Origin of the sequence: Achromobacter sp. RTa (genome assembly GCF_000757485.1) — a bacterium.
Taxonomy (GTDB): Bacteria; Pseudomonadota; Gammaproteobacteria; order Burkholderiales; family Burkholderiaceae_B; genus Achromobacter.
In genome coordinates this window covers 111,651-125,511 of the sequence record NZ_JPYO01000033.1, presented here as the reverse complement: position 1 = coordinate 125,511, position 13,861 = coordinate 111,651, and the positions used below count along the sequence as shown (strand labels likewise).

The 13,861-nt window shown below is 66.3% G+C and carries 12 protein-coding genes; 9 read left to right on the top strand and 3 right to left on the bottom strand.

What is annotated here, in order from left to right:
* Positions 1-55: 55 nt before the first annotated feature.
* From JL37_RS11970 to glcF, 4 genes are all read left to right on the top strand, one after another.
* The gene (locus JL37_RS11970) at positions 56-1,471 is read left to right on the top strand and encodes an FAD-binding oxidoreductase (protein WP_043544325.1); all 1,416 of its coding nucleotides are present in this window, start codon (positions 56-58) and stop codon (positions 1,469-1,471) included.
* A 186-nt stretch (positions 1,472-1,657) separates the two neighbouring features.
* Positions 1,658-3,157 (top strand): FAD-linked oxidase C-terminal domain-containing protein, encoded by a 1,500-nt coding sequence (locus JL37_RS11965; protein ID WP_043544324.1) that lies wholly within the window; start codon positions 1,658-1,660, stop codon positions 3,155-3,157.
* 12 nt (positions 3,158-3,169) lie between these two features.
* Complete coding sequence (glcE, locus tag JL37_RS11960; RefSeq protein WP_043544322.1) at positions 3,170-4,276, top strand: glycolate oxidase subunit GlcE; 1,107 nt, start codon at positions 3,170-3,172, stop codon at positions 4,274-4,276.
* 6 nt (positions 4,277-4,282) lie between these two features.
* A complete protein-coding gene (glcF, locus tag JL37_RS11955; RefSeq protein WP_043544321.1) occupies positions 4,283-5,515 on the top strand; it encodes a glycolate oxidase subunit GlcF in 1,233 nt (410 codons plus the stop codon).
* Positions 5,516-5,858: 343 nt separating this feature from the next.
* Here the strand turns inward: glcF and JL37_RS11950 are convergent, their stop codons facing one another.
* A complete protein-coding gene (locus tag JL37_RS11950; protein WP_043544319.1) occupies positions 5,859-6,734 on the bottom strand; it encodes an N-formylglutamate amidohydrolase in 876 nt (291 codons plus the stop codon).
* 67 nt (positions 6,735-6,801) lie between these two features.
* A complete protein-coding gene (locus JL37_RS11945; protein WP_043544318.1) occupies positions 6,802-7,791 on the bottom strand; it encodes a tripartite tricarboxylate transporter substrate binding protein in 990 nt (329 codons plus the stop codon).
* Positions 7,792-8,071: 280 nt separating this feature from the next.
* Between JL37_RS11945 and gcvA the strand changes: the two genes are divergently transcribed.
* The 3 genes from gcvA (at position 8,072) to JL37_RS11930 (ending at position 11,044) form a co-directional block, all read left to right on the top strand.
* A complete protein-coding gene (gcvA, locus tag JL37_RS11940; RefSeq protein ID WP_043544316.1) occupies positions 8,072-8,998 on the top strand; it encodes a transcriptional regulator GcvA in 927 nt (308 codons plus the stop codon).
* Between the two features lie 7 nt (positions 8,999-9,005).
* Positions 9,006-10,121, top strand: coding sequence for a tRNA 2-thiouridine(34) synthase MnmA (gene mnmA, locus JL37_RS11935; RefSeq protein WP_043544315.1), 1,116 nt, complete (start codon positions 9,006-9,008; stop codon positions 10,119-10,121).
* Between the two features lie 104 nt (positions 10,122-10,225).
* Positions 10,226-11,044, top strand: a complete 819-nt coding sequence (locus JL37_RS11930) for a sulfite exporter TauE/SafE family protein (protein ID WP_043544314.1) — start codon at positions 10,226-10,228, stop codon at positions 11,042-11,044.
* A gap of 121 nt (positions 11,045-11,165) precedes the next feature.
* Here JL37_RS11930 and JL37_RS11925 read toward each other — a convergent pair whose 3' ends face one another.
* Complete coding sequence (locus JL37_RS11925; RefSeq protein WP_043544311.1) at positions 11,166-11,771, bottom strand: glutathione S-transferase; 606 nt, start codon at positions 11,769-11,771, stop codon at positions 11,166-11,168.
* A gap of 161 nt (positions 11,772-11,932) precedes the next feature.
* On the opposite strand from JL37_RS11925, the gene purB reads away from it, so the two are divergent.
* A complete protein-coding gene (gene purB / locus JL37_RS11920; protein WP_043544362.1) occupies positions 11,933-13,309 on the top strand; it encodes an adenylosuccinate lyase in 1,377 nt (458 codons plus the stop codon).
* Positions 13,310-13,365: 56 nt separating this feature from the next.
* Complete coding sequence (locus JL37_RS11915; RefSeq protein ID WP_043544310.1) at positions 13,366-13,824, top strand: cytochrome c; 459 nt, start codon at positions 13,366-13,368, stop codon at positions 13,822-13,824.
* The last annotated feature ends 37 nt before the right edge of the window (positions 13,825-13,861 follow it).

Here is a 13,861-nt window from a genome sequence, read left to right as displayed (position 1 = left end):
AGCATCCGCAGCGGCGTAGAATAATCGGATTAACGAACCCGAGAACACGCTGATCATGAACGCTCCCCTGCACGCTGAAACGTTGCGCCGCCCGGTGCCGGCTGCCTGTCTGGATGCCTTGCGCGCGCGCTTTGGCGACCGTCTGTCCGAGTCTTCCGCCGTGCGCGAGCATCACGGCCGCGACGAGTCTCCCTATCCGGCCATGCTGCCGGACGCCGTCGTCTTCGCGCACACGACCGAAGAGGTGGCCGAGGTTGCCAAACTGTGCAACGAACACCGGGTTCCGCTGATTCCCTATGGCGCGGGCTCGTCGCTGGAAGGCCACATTCTGGCGATCCAGGGCGGCATCAGCCTGGATCTGTCGCAGATGAACAAGGTGCTGGCGGTCAACGCCGAGGACCTCACCGCCACGGTGCAGGCGGGCGTGCTGCGCAAGCAGCTCAACGAAGAAATCCGCGACACCGGCCTGTTCTTCCCGATCGATCCCGGCGCCGACGCCAGCCTGGGCGGCATGGCGGCCACGCGCGCTTCCGGCACCAACGCCGTGCGCTACGGCACCATGCGCGAAAACGTCATGTCGCTGACGGTGGTGACGGCGGATGGGCGCATCGTCCGCACGGCGGGGCGCGCGCGCAAATCGTCGGCGGGCTACGACCTGACCCGTATTTTCGTGGGCAGCGAAGGCACCCTGGGGATCATCACTGAAGTCACGGTGCGCCTGTATCCGCAGCCCGAGGCCGTGTCCGCCGCGGTCTGCAACTTCCCCACGCTCGACGCCGCCGTGCAGAGCGTGATCGAAATCATCCAGATGGGCGTGCCCGTCGCGCGCGTCGAGTTCATGGACGCGGCCAGCGTGCGCGCGGTGAATCTACACAGCAAGCTGAGCTTGCGCGAAACCCCGCTGCTGGTATTCGAATTCCACGGCAGCCCGGCGGGCGTGCAGGAGCAGGCCGAAACCGTGCAGGCGATCACGGCAGACCATGGCGGCATGGACTTCGAATGGGCCGAGCGTCCCGAAGACCGCAGCCGCCTCTGGACCGCGCGCCACAACGCCTACTTCGCGGGCCTGCAACTGCGCCCTGGCTGCCGCGCCAGCACCACGGACGTGTGCGTGCCGATCTCGCGCCTGGCGGACTGCGTGCGCGACACGGTCGAGGAACTGGACCGCGCCAGCTTCCCCTACACCATCGTGGGCCACGTCGGCGACGGCAACTTCCACGTGCTGATGCTGCTCGATGCCGACAGCGCCGAGGAGTGGCAGGAATCCGAAGCCATCAACCATAATCTGGTGCGCCGCGCGATCGCGGCCGACGGCACCTGCACCGGCGAGCATGGCGTGGGCCTGCACAAAATGCAGTTCATGGCCGAGGAGCACGGCGAGGACGCCCTGGCCCTGATGCGCAGCCTGAAGCACGCGTTCGATCCGAACAACATCCTGAACCCGGGCAAGATCGTCTCCTGGCAGGCCTGAGGAAGGCGCGGCCTTCACTCCGAAAACCGGCGGGCAGCCGTCGGCTTTCTTGCGCCGGGGCCGCCGGGACGCGCCGCCAGGCGGCTTCGCCGATTACGGCTGGTTACTTATCTGTGCGTGAGCGGACCGCCGATGCGGGTAAATCCCGGCCTGCTTATAGCGGGCGCTCGCGCTATTGTTGCGGTCATGAATTCTTTGGTCGAAACTGGCCTGGCACAAGTGCAGGCGCCTTACTCTTTGCAGCAGCTCGTCGAGGCCCTGGCGGCGGCATTGCCCGCGCACTGCGTTTTGTTCCGCGAAGAGGACACCCGCCCTTACGAGTGCGACGGCCTTTCCCTCTATCGCGTGCTGCCGGCGGTCGTGGCCCTGCCCGAAACCGAAGAGCAGGTGCAGGCCGTCATGCGCATCTGCAAGCGGCTGAACGCGCCCATCGTAGCGCGCGGCGCCGGCACCGGGCTGTCGGGCGGCGCCATGCCGCACAGCCGGGGCGTGCTTCTCGGCCTGTCGAAATTCAACCGCATCAAGCACATCGATCTGGCGAGCGCGACGGCCATCGTCCAGCCGGGCGTGCGCAACCTGGCTATCTCGGAGGCCGCCGCGCCCTATGGCCTGTACTACGCGCCCGATCCCTCCAGCCAGATCGCCTGTTCCATCGGCGGCAACGTCGCCGAGAATTCAGGCGGGGTGCATTGCCTCAAGTACGGCCTGACCGTGCACAACGTGCTGCGCGTGCGCGTGGTCACCATCGACGGCGATATCGTCGAACTGGGTTCGGAAGCGCCGGATGCGCCCGGGCTGGATTTGCTGTCCGTCTTCATAGGATCCGAAGGCATGCTGGGCGTGGTCACGGAGGTGACCGTCAAGCTGATTCCCAAGCCGGCCAGCGCGCAGGTCGTCATGGCCAGCTTTTCCAGCGTCGAGGCCGCCGGCAACGCGGTCACGCAAGTCATCGCCCAGGGCATGATCCCCGCCGGCCTGGAAATGATGGACCGGCGCGCGACGCATATGGTCGAACCATTCGTGCAGGCAGGCTACGACATGGATGCGCAAGCCATCCTGCTGTGCGAATCGGACGGCACGCCCGAAGAGGTCGAGCACGAAATCGCGCGCATGGAGGCCGTGTTCCGCGCGGCGGGCGCCACGCGCTGCCAGGTTTCCGCGTCCGAGGCCGAACGCCTGAAGTTCTGGGCCGGCCGCAAGAACGCGTTCCCTGCCGCGGGACGGGTGTCGCCCGATTACTATTGCATGGACGGCACGATTCCGCGCCGTCACCTGGCGCGCGTGCTGGGCGCCATCGAGCAGATGGAAGACGAATTCGGGCTGCGCTGCGCCAACGTGTTCCATGCAGGCGACGGCAATCTGCATCCGTTGATCCTGTTCGATTCGAATAAGCCGGACGAAGTGGAGCGCGCCGAGAAATTCGGCGCCGCCATTCTTGAACTGTGCGTGCAGGTAGGAGGGACCGTGACCGGAGAGCACGGTGTGGGAATGGAGAAGATAAATCAAATGTGCGTGCAATTCTCTCGCGAAGAACTCGACGCGTTCCTGGCGGTAAAGCGGGCGTTCGACCCGCCGTGCCTGCTCAATCCTGAAAAGGTCATTCCCACGCTGGCCCGCTGCGCCGAATACGGCAAGATGCATGTCCATGCGGGCGAGTTGCGCTTCCCCGATCTCGCCCGCTTCTAGGACGCATCCCCTATGGATTTCGTCCTGTCGGAGTTGTGCGACCAGGTCATGACGGCCCGTGCGGGCCATAAACCCCTGTTCGTGATGGGTGGAGGCAGCAAGGCGTTCTATGGCAATTACCGTCCGGTAACGCCGCAGGACGGGCATTGCCTGCTGGACATGACGCCTTATCGCGGCATCGTCAGCTATCACCCATCCGAGCTGGTCGTGACGGTGCGTGCTGGAACCCCCTTGGCCGAACTTGAGGCCGTGCTGGCCGAAAACGGCCAGATGCTGGCTTTCGAGCCGCCGCATTTCTCGCCGGCCGCCACGGTGGGCGGCTGCGTGGCGGCCGGTATTTCGGGGCCGCGCCGCATGAGCGCGGGCGCGCTGAAGGATTTCGTGCTGGGCGCGCAACTGCTGGATTCGGAAGGGCGCATTCTTTCGTTCGGCGGCGAGGTCATGAAGAACGTGGCCGGCTACGACGTGTCGCGGCTGCTGGCCGGATCGCACGGCATCTTCGGCGCCATCCTCGAGGTGTCGCTGAAGGTCGTGCCCCGGCCGATGGAGGAACTGACGCTGGTGCTGCCGGCCACGCAGGCGCAGGCGCTGGCCAGCTTCGCCCTGTGGCGCGGCAAGCCCTTGCCGATTTCCGCCACCAGCTGGACCGGCGACGACAGCCAGGCGGAAGGCGCGATGGCCGTGCGCCTGTCGGGCGCGCCTCCGGCCGTCGCCAGCGCCCGCCAGTCGATCGGCGGCACGCCGATGGCGTCCGAGGCGGCGGCAGGGTGGTGGCGGTCGCTGCGCGAGCAGACCCACGCGTTCTTCACGCCCGGGCAGCCGTTATGGCGCCTTGCCCTGCCTCCCACGGCCGCCGCGCTCGGGCTGGGCCCGACCCTGCTGGAATGGGGCGGTGGGCAGCGCTGGCTGACAGGCGTGCATGACGCGGCCATGCTGCGCGAAACCGCGGCGCGGCTGGGCGGGCATGCGACGCTGTTCCGCACCGGCCACGGCAGGCCGCCGGCAGACGGCGTATTCCATCCGCTGGCGCCAGGGATCGCTTCGATCACGCGCCGGCTCAAACAAGAGCTCGATCCGGCCGGCCTGTTCAATCCCGGCCGCCTGGTCCTGGAGCTATAAGGCATCATGCAAACCAAGCTTGCATCCTGGGCACGCGATACCGATCTGGGCAACGAAGCCGACGCCATCCTGAGGCGTTGCGTGCATTGCGGCTTCTGCACGGCTACCTGTCCGACGTACCAGGTGCTGGGCGACGAACTGGACAGCCCGCGCGGGCGCATCTACCTCATCAAGCAGGTGCTGGAGGGCGCCGAGCCCACGCAGTCCACCCAGCAGCATCTGGACCGCTGCCTGACCTGCCGCAATTGTGAAACCACGTGCCCCTCGGGCGTCGAGTACGGGCACCTGGTGGACATCGGCCGCAAGATCGTGGACGAGCGCGTGCCGCGCTCCTGGGGCGACAGGACGAAGCGCACGATCCTGCGCAAGGCCATGATGTCGCCGCTGTTCGCGCCGGCGATGCGGGTGGGGCAGGCCGTGCGCGGGCTGTTGCCGGAATCGCTGAAACGCAAGGTGCCCGAACGCCGCGATGCGGGCGCGCTGCCGCAGGTGGCCGGGCATGCCCGGCAGGTGCTGATGCTGGCCGGCTGCGTGCAGCCCGCCATGATGCCTACCATCGATGCGGCCACCATACGCGTGCTGGACGCCGTCGGCATCGGCGCGCGCATCGCGCCCGGGGCGGGCTGTTGTGGCGCCGTCAGTTTCCACCTGGATGCGCAGGATGCCGCCCTGGAGCAGATGCGCGCCAATGTCGACGCCTGGTGGCCGCTGGTGCAGGATGGCAAGGTCGAGGCCATCGTCATGAATGCGTCGGGCTGCGGCGCCATGGTGAAAGAGTACGCCCATCACTTGCGGCACGACCCCGCCTATGCGCAGAAGGCCGCGGACATCGTGGCGCTGGTGAAGGACGTGGCCGAGATCGTCGCGCCGCATGCGGAACAGTTGCGCTCGCGCCTGCCCGCGGGCGGCCGGGCGGCGTTCCATCCGCCTTGCACCCTGCAGCATTGGCAAGGGCTGCGGCCGCTGTCCGAGCAGTTGCTTGCGGACCTGGGTTTCGAATTGCAGCCGTTCGCCGACAAGCATCTGTGCTGCGGCTCGGCAGGCGCCTATTCCGTGCTGAATCCCGAGATCGCGTTGCAGTTGCGGGACCGCAAGCTGAGCGCCATCTCCGCCGGCGGGCCGGACGTGATCCTGTCCGCCAACATCGGCTGCATCGGCCATCTGCAAAGCGGCACCGATACGCCGGTGCGGCATTGGATCGAGGTGGTGGACGAGCGCCTGAGATCTGCGGCGGGGTGATGTTGCGGTGGTGTCTGACACCCGTGGTGCGCCGGCTTCCGTCCGGGCGGGCGTCTCGTAGGGGTGTCAGACACTGGCAAGTTCAAGGTGTCAGACACCAGCAAATCCCAGGTGTCTCACACCCCTGCGTTTCAGGTGTCTGACACCCTTACTGGCAGGCCGCCAAGTTCGAATTGGCGTTCCCGGGTGTCAGACACCTCCACAAGCAACAGCTCCATTCCACCGCCCCTGCGCGATGAACCAAAAAAAAGCCCCATGGCGAACCATGGGGCGGGGTTTTTCAACCCATTATCCGGCCAGGCTTACCACGCCGCTGGCCGGCACTGCGCGCAAACGTCCGGCGTCAAGCCGTTTGCGCGCGAGTCCAGGTAATGAGCGCGGCAGTGAGGTCGCGCAGGTCGGCCTTCAGGCGGCCGTAGTTTTCGGACGGGCGCAGCGTGACCTCGTCCATGTAGAGCTTGCGGTTGATCTCGATCTGCAGGCTGTGGCGGCCTTCCTGCGGGCGGCCGAAGGCGCGCACCAGTTCCACGCCCTTGTAGGGATCGTTCACGGTGACGTCATAGCCGCGCTCGCGCAGCCAGGCGGCGATGAATTCGCGGAAGGCGGGATCGCTGGTGCTGCCGTCGCGGTCGCCCAGCACGAAATCGGGGTGGACCAGGCCGGGGCGGTCGGTCGCGAAGGCGCCGGCCACGCTGGGCATCGAGTGGCAGTTGATGTGCCAGACCTTGCCGAACTTCCGGTGGGCGTCGTCCAGCACGCGGCCCAGGGCGGCGTGGTAGGGCTTCCAGCACGCATCGATGCGGTGGCGGACTTCCTCGACCGTCAGCTTGCGGTCGTACAGCGGGGTGCCGTCATCGAGCATGCGCCAGATCAGGCCTTTGCCCAGCTTGACCTTGGGCGAGGCGTTCAGCGCGTCGGGCCAGGGCTGGTCGAGCAGCAGTTCGTCGATCTCGTCGGGGGCGCGGTTGGCGTCGATGTAGGCGCGCGGGAAGGCCGCGGCGATCATGGGCACGCCCATCTCGAGCGCGTCGCCCCAAAGATCGTCAACCCAGGTGTCCTCGGCAGTGCGCAGTGCGCCAAAGTCCACCGCGGCCGCGAAATCGGGAGGGTAGGCGGTGCCGCTGTGCGGAGAGTCCAGCACGAGCGGGGCCGAGGATTCCGAATCGGGATATTGCTGCGGGAGGTCGAGCCGGTAGGACAGGGGTTGGGTAATTCGCATAAGGGGGTGGTGCGTTCGTGAATCGGAGATCCCCGCGCCCCGGAGGGCGGCGGGGATCGAAGATCGATCAGTCGATCTTCACGTTTGCTTCTTTGGCGATGCGCTTGTTCTTGGCGATTTCAGCGGCGATCTGCGCGCCGAATTCGGCCGAAGTGTTGGCGGCGGGCGCGGCGCCCAGCGCTTCCAGGCGCGTCTTGACGTCGGCTTCGGCGCTGACCTTCTGAACGGCGGCGTTCAGCTTGGCCAGGACCGGCGCCGGCAGCTTGGCCGGGGCGACCAGGCCGAACCACGACGCGTCGTTCACGGCGGGCAGGCCGGCTTCGGCGAAGGTGGGGACGTCGGGCAGGGACGCCACGCGCTTGGGCGAGGCCACGGCCATGGCGATCAGGCGGCCGGACTGCACGTGCGGCAGCGTGGAAGGCAGGTTGTCATACATGACGTCGACCTGGCCGGCCAGCGCGTCGTTCAGCGCCGGGCCCACGCCGCGGTACGGAACGTGCATCAGGTTGGTGCCCGAGGCCATCTTGAACAGTTCGCCCATCATGTGCGAGACCGAACCGTTGCCGGCGGACGCGTACGTCAGCTTGCCCGGCTCGCTCTTGGCCAGCGTGATGAGCTCGGCGATGTTCTTGGCCTGGACCTTCGGATTGATGGTCATGATGTTCGGCACGGCGGCCAGGTTCGAGATGGGCGTGAAGTCCTTCTCGCCATCGAACGGCAGGTTCGGGTAGATGGCCGGGTTGATGCCGTGCGTGCTGACGGTGGCGATGCCCAGGACATAGCCGTCCGGCGCGCTGCTGGCGACGAAGGCGCTGCCGATCGAACCGCCGGCGCCGCCGCGGTTTTCCACGACGACGGTCTGGCCCAGTTCCTTGCTCAGCTTGTCGGCGAACAGGCGGCCGACAATGTCGGTCGTGCCCCCGGGCGGGAAGGGAACGATCAGGCGGATGGGCTTGGACGGGTACGCGTCTTCAGCGTGCGCGATACCCGAGGTGAGCGGCGTGGCCAGGGTCGCGGCGGCGACGCACAGGCCCAGGACAACTTTACGGCGTTGCATGGATTCCCCTAATGAATTGGAAAGCGGATGCGCAAAGGCAGACGCAAACGCAACGATTCTTTCCTGACGGCCCCGTTTGCGCAAACGAAAGTTTCTCCGTAAGCTATGACTTTTTTTCATGCCTCTTTAGGCGGCGGCCGCCAAAGCCGCTGTTTTTGCTGCTTGACCTGAAACAATTTGTGTTTCGTGACCGGCGCGGGGACCTGTCTTCCCTCGGCCCCGGCTTAGAACGGCCCCACGGCGGCCAAGGAGCCCACGGCAGCCGTGGGGAGCGATATTTATGCGGCGTTTCTGTCCCTCTTTAACGGATCTCCAGGCGTTCGAAGTCGCCGCGCGGCACAGCAGTTTCACGCGCGCGGCCCAGGAGCTATGCGTAACGCAGGGCGCGGTCAGTAAACAAGTGAAACATCTGGAGGAGTTCGTAGGCATCGAACTATTCCTGCGGATCAGGCAAGGCCTGGTCCTGACGGAGGCCGGACGCAGCTACCTCACCAAGATCCAGGCCGGCCTCGGCCAGATCGAAGCCGCCACGGTGGAGCTGATCGCGCACCAGGGGCAGGGGGGCACGCTCAACCTGACCTGCATGCCGACCTTCGGGGCGCGCTGGCTGATTCCGCGGCTGACCGCCTTCATGCGCCTGCGGCCGGATATCCACGTGGAGTTCCTGCCGCACCGTCAAGGTTACGACTTTTCCACGCCCGAACTCGACGCGGCCGTGCGCTTCGGCGAGGGCATCTGGCCGGGCAGCGGGGCGGACTACATCGTCGGCCGCGAAATCCTGCCGGTGTGCAGCCCGCGGCTGATCCCGGGAGGCTGTGCGTCGCCGGCGGACCTGCTGGCGTATCCGCTGCTGCACCATACTTCGGCGCTGGAAGGCTGGCGCGACTGGTTCGAGCAGGCCGGCTGCGACACGCGCCGCAGCCTGGAGGGCGCCCGCTTCGACCAGTACGCGCTGCTGTCCCAGGCCGCCGCGGCGGGCTTCGGGGTCGCGCTGATACCGCGCTGCCTGATCGAGGACGAGTTGCGCGACGGCAAGCTGGCCGTCGCCATCCAGCTGCCCATCCGGGCGCGCATGGGTTACTACCTGTGCTATCCCGAACAGAAGGCCAACCTGCCCACGCTGCAGGCCTTCCGCACGTGGCTGATGGAAGTGTCGCGAGCTGCGGAGCCGCAGCCGCAGGAAGAAGCCCGCTCCGATTTAAAATAGCGCCATCATGAGTCAAAAATCCAATAAGGGCCGCGTTGTCGTCGGCATGTCCGGCGGGGTCGATTCTTCAGTCACGGCCTGGCTGCTCAAGCAGCAGGGCTACGAGGTCGTCGGCCTGTTCATGAAGAACTGGGAAGACGATGACGATTCCGAATACTGCTCAACGCGCCAGGATCTCCTGGACGCGGCCAGCGTGGCGGACCTCGTCGGCGTCGAGTTCGAGTTCGTCAACTTCGCCGCCGAATACAAGGACCGCGTGTTCGCGGAATTCCTGCGCGAGTACTCCGCCGGACGCACGCCCAATCCGGACGTGCTCTGCAATGCCGAGATCAAGTTCAAGGCCTTCCTCGACCACGCCATGGCGCTGGGCGCCGAGCGCATCGCCACGGGCCACTACGCGCGGGTGCGCGAGGTGCCGGCCGAGGGCGGCGGCACGGAGTTCCAGCTGCTCAAGGCGCTGGACGCTTCCAAGGACCAGAGCTACTTCCTGCACCGACTGAACCAGGCGCAGTTGTCGCGCACCTTGTTTCCGCTGGGCGAAATCCACAAGACCGAGGTGCGGCGCATCGCGCACGAGATCGGCCTGCATAATGCCGCCAAGAAGGATTCGACGGGGATCTGCTTCATCGGCGAACGGCCGTTCCGGGAATTCCTGAACCGCTATCTGCCGACCGAACCCGGCCCGATCATGACGCCCGAAGGGACGACGGTCGGCCGCCACGAGGGGCTGTCCTTCTACACACTGGGCCAGCGCAAGGGGCTGGGCGTGGGCGGCGTGAAGGGGCGGCAGCGCGAAGACGGCACGGCCGAGGCCTGGTACGTGGCTCGCAAGGACCTGGAGCGCAACGTGCTCTACGTCGTGCAGGGGCACGACCATCCCTGGTTGCTTTCGAACGAGTTGCGGGCGCAGGACGCCAGCTGGATCGCGGGCCGTCCGCCGGCGTCCGGCGCCTATGGCGCCAAGACGCGCTACCGGCAGGCGGATGCGGCGTGCCGTCTCGACGGCGCCACGGGCGCGGCCTTCGCGCTGGATTTCACCGAGCCCCAGTGGGCGGTGACGCCAGGGCAGTCCGCCGTGCTTTACGATGGCGAGGTTTGCCTGGGAGGCGGCATCATCGTGTAGGCGATGCGCCGGCAGGCGCCCGGCGGGGCGCCCACTTTTTCCAAGGCCCCTGGGGCGCTGCTCCAGGGGCCTTGTTCATGACCAAGAAGAAATAGGAGACCGTTGTGGATGTAACGATGTTGATTTGCCTGCTGGTGCTGGGCGGCGTGGTCGGCTTTGCCGCGGGCCTGCTGGGCATCGGCGGCGGCATGCTGCTGGTGCCGTTCCTGACGATGCTGTTCACCTGGCAGGGCATGCCCGCGGAACTGGTGGTGCACGCCGCCATCGCCACGTCGATGACCTCGATCCTTTTCACGTCGATCTCCAGCGTCCGGGCCCATCAGCAGCGGGGCACGATCAAGTGGAACATCGTCTGGGCGATGGCGCCCGGCATCATCATCGGCGGCCTGTTCTCAGGCGGCGCTGTGTTCGCCGCGCTGAGCACGCTGTGGCTGTCGCTGTTCTTCGCGCTGTTCGTCGGGTATTCCGGCTGGAGCATGCTGCGCAACAAAAAGCCGAAGCCCAGCCGTCAGATGCCCGGCGTCGTGGGCACCAGCGCGGCCGGTGCGGGCATCGGTTTCCTGTCCGGCCTGGTGGGCGCGGGCGGCGGCTTTTTGTCGGTGCCGTTCATGGTCTGGTGCAACGTGGCCCTGCACAATGCCGTGTCGACCTCGGCGGCGCTGGGCTTTCCCATCGCGCTGGCCAACAGCGTGGGCTACGTCGCGTCCGGCCTGGCCTCGGGCGAATCGCGTCCGGGCATGCTGGGCTATATCTATTGGCCCGCGTTGCTGGCGCTGGTTTGCACCAGCGTGCTGACGGCGCCGCTGGGCGCGCGCATGGCGCACCGCCTTCCGGTGCAGACGCTGAAGCGCGTGTTCGCATGCCTGCTCTTCGCGCTGGCCGCCTACATGCTCTTCAAGGCCTGGCAGACCTTTACCGGCTGAAAGTCGGGCCGCATGGCCCGGCGGAAAGAGGTATTGCCAAAGCGAGGCCGCACGGATCCGGCTCCGCCGGTCCGTAGCGGCGCCCCCCTGGGGGGAAGCGCGCAGCGCTTCGGGGGGGGACCTATCCAGGTATCGTGTCGATGAACGATTGGCGCTGGGACAGCTTGTCGTACAAGCGGGCCAGGTTCAGGTGGTTGGCGCGCCAGTCGAGCGAGGCGAAGCGCAGGTCCAGGTAGCCCAGCGCGCAACCGACGGCGATGTCCGCAAGGCTGTAGTTGATGCCCATGCAATGGGCGTTTTCGCCCAGGCTCTTGTTCATGGCGTCGAGGCTGGCATGGATCTTGGAATACTGCCGTTCGATCCATTCCGGGCTGCGTTGGGCCTCGGGGCGCTGGTTTTCCTTGACGATGGTCACGCAGGCGTCCAGGAGGCCGTCGGCGATGGCTTCCCAGCATTTGACGGCCGCGCGGTCGCGTCCCGGCTGGGGAATCAGGCGGGCAACGGGGGACAGGGTGTCCAGATATTCGACGATGACGCGCGAATCGAACAGGGCGCCGCCGTCTTCCATGACCAGGCACGGAACCTTGCCCAGCGGGTTGTACGTTTGGATCTGCGTGTCGGCGGACCAGACGTTTTCGAGTTCGAGCCGGTAGTCCAGCTTTTTCTCGGCCATGACGATACGCACTTTGCGCACGTAAGGACTGGTAAGCGAGCCGATCAGTTTCATGGAGTCACAAGCGGAGTCGGAAAGCGGCCGAAGTATAGCAGGCCGTATGGCGGTCAGGCCGCCCACAGGCCGGAATCTTCGCCAGTTTGCCACAATGTTGCATGCTTCCGGATGATAAAATCGCCCGATTCGCTCATTCCCCGCTTTTTCCTTTCCAGACCATGCAAATCGCCGATCAGCTCAGCCAACTCAACGCCCTTTCGCCATTGGATGGCCGTTACGCTTCCCGGGGCGACGCGCTGCGCGGCCTGCTGTCGGAGGCCGGATTCATGGCGCACCGCGTCGAAGTCGAAGTGGCCTGGCTGGTCGCGCTGTCCGACGCGGGCCTGCCCGAACTGCCCGCCTTTTCCGAGACCGCCCGCGCGCGCCTGCAACAATTGGTGCGAGACTTCTCCGAGTCGGATGCCGCCCGGATCAAGGACATCGAACGCGTCACCAATCACGACGTCAAGGCCGTCGAGTACTGGCTGAAGGAAAAGGTGGCGGATGACGCCGAACTGGCCCGCGCCGCCGAGTTCATCCATTTCGCCTGCACCTCCGAGGACATCAACAACACCTCGCACGCGCTGATGCTGACCCGCGCCCGCAACGAAGTCGTGGTGCCGCGCCTGCGCGAGCTTGCCGCCAAGCTGAACGAAATGGCCATCGCCCAGGCCGACCAGCCGATGCTGTCGCGCACGCATGGCCAGCCCGCCAGCCCGACGACGCTGGGCAAGGAATTCGCCAACGTGGCCGCGCGCCTGAACCGCGCCATCGCCGCCGTAGAGGCCGTGGAGCCGCTGGCCAAGCTGAATGGCGCCACCGGCAACTACAACGCCCACTTGTCGGCCTACCCCGAGATCGATTGGCCCGCGTTCAGCCAGCGCGTGCTGGCCGGCCTGGGCCTGACCCAGAACCGCCACACCATCCAGATCGAACCGCATGACTGGATGTCGGCCCTGTTCGACGCCATCACGCGCGCCAATATCATCGTGCTGGACCTGGACCGCGACATCTGGGGCTACGTGGCCCTGGGTTACTTCAAGCAGCGCCTGAAGGAAGGCGAGGTCGGCTCGTCCACCATGCCGCACAAGGTCAACCCGATCGACTTCGAAAACTCCGAAGGCAACCTGGGCCTGGCCAACGCCGTGCTGCGACACCTGGCCGACAAGCTGCCCGTCTCCCGCTGGCAGCGCGACCTTACCGATTCCACCGTGCTGCGCAACCTTGGCGTGGGCCTGGGCTACTGCCTGGTGGCCTGGGATGCCTGCATGCGCGGCCTGGGCAAGCTCGAGGTCAATGCCGCCGCCATCGATGCCGATATCGATGCGTGCTGGGAAGTGCTGGCCGAGCCCGTGCAGACCGTCATGCGCCGCTATGGCCTGCCGCAGCCCTACGAACAGCTCAAGGCTTTGACCCGGGGCAAGGGCATCACCGAGGAAGGCCTGCGAGAATTCATCCAGGGCCTGGCGCTGCCGGAAGAACCGAAGGCGCGCCTGCTGGCGATGACCCCGCGCTCGTACATCGGGCTGGCGGCGGCATTGGCCCGGGCGGTATAGTCGCCCTGCCGCGCGCAGTGCGCGCGGCATCTTGTTTGACCTTACGGGAGATAGCAATGAAGAAGTTGTCCACGCTCGTCGCGTTGGCCTGTATGACGGTTGGGCCGCTGCTGGCGACGAACGCCTCCGCCCAGTTCGCCAAGCCCGAGGATGCGGTCAAGTACCGCCAGTCGGCGCTGACGCTGATGGCGTCGCACTTCGGCCGCATGACGCCGGTGGTCAAGGGCCAGGCGCCTTACGACGCTGCGCAGATCAAAGCCAATGTGGAAGTGCTGAAGACGCTGTCGGCGCTGCCGTGGGCGGCATTCGGTCCGGGTACGGAGGGCGGCGACGCCCGTCCGGAAGTCTGGAGCGATGCGGCCGGCTTCAAGCAGAAGCAGCAGGCTTTCCAGGACAACATCGTCAAGCTTTCGGCTGCCGCCGATTCCGGCGACCTGAACAAGCTGCGCGCGGCGTTCGGCGATGTCGGCGCAAGCTGCAAAGCCTGCCACGACTCGTACCGCAAGAAGAAATAAGCCCCTGGCGGCAAAAAAGAAGCCCCTTGTGCAAGGG

What these genes read in the sequence shown, in the direction of transcription:
- gcvA (WP_043544316.1), top strand. Translation starts at nt 8,072, where the DNA reads ATGCGGCGTTTCTGTCCCTCTTTAACGGATCTCCAGGCGTTCGAAGTC.
- JL37_RS11970 (WP_043544325.1), top strand. Translation starts at nt 56, where the DNA reads ATGAACGCTCCCCTGCACGCTGAAACGTTGCGCCGCCCGGTGCCGGCT.
- JL37_RS11945 (WP_043544318.1), bottom strand. Translation starts at nt 7,791, where the DNA reads ATGCAACGCCGTAAAGTTGTCCTGGGCCTGTGCGTCGCCGCCGCGACC.
- mnmA (WP_043544315.1), top strand. Translation starts at nt 9,006, where the DNA reads ATGAGTCAAAAATCCAATAAGGGCCGCGTTGTCGTCGGCATGTCCGGC.
- glcF (WP_043544321.1), top strand. Translation starts at nt 4,283, where the DNA reads ATGCAAACCAAGCTTGCATCCTGGGCACGCGATACCGATCTGGGCAAC.
- JL37_RS11925 (WP_043544311.1), bottom strand. Translation starts at nt 11,771, where the DNA reads ATGAAACTGATCGGCTCGCTTACCAGTCCTTACGTGCGCAAAGTGCGT.
- JL37_RS11915 (WP_043544310.1), top strand. Translation starts at nt 13,366, where the DNA reads ATGAAGAAGTTGTCCACGCTCGTCGCGTTGGCCTGTATGACGGTTGGG.
- JL37_RS11965 (WP_043544324.1), top strand. Translation starts at nt 1,658, where the DNA reads ATGAATTCTTTGGTCGAAACTGGCCTGGCACAAGTGCAGGCGCCTTAC.
- glcE (WP_043544322.1), top strand. Translation starts at nt 3,170, where the DNA reads ATGGATTTCGTCCTGTCGGAGTTGTGCGACCAGGTCATGACGGCCCGT.
- JL37_RS11950 (WP_043544319.1), bottom strand. Translation starts at nt 6,734, where the DNA reads ATGCGAATTACCCAACCCCTGTCCTACCGGCTCGACCTCCCGCAGCAA.
- purB (WP_043544362.1), top strand. Translation starts at nt 11,933, where the DNA reads ATGCAAATCGCCGATCAGCTCAGCCAACTCAACGCCCTTTCGCCATTG.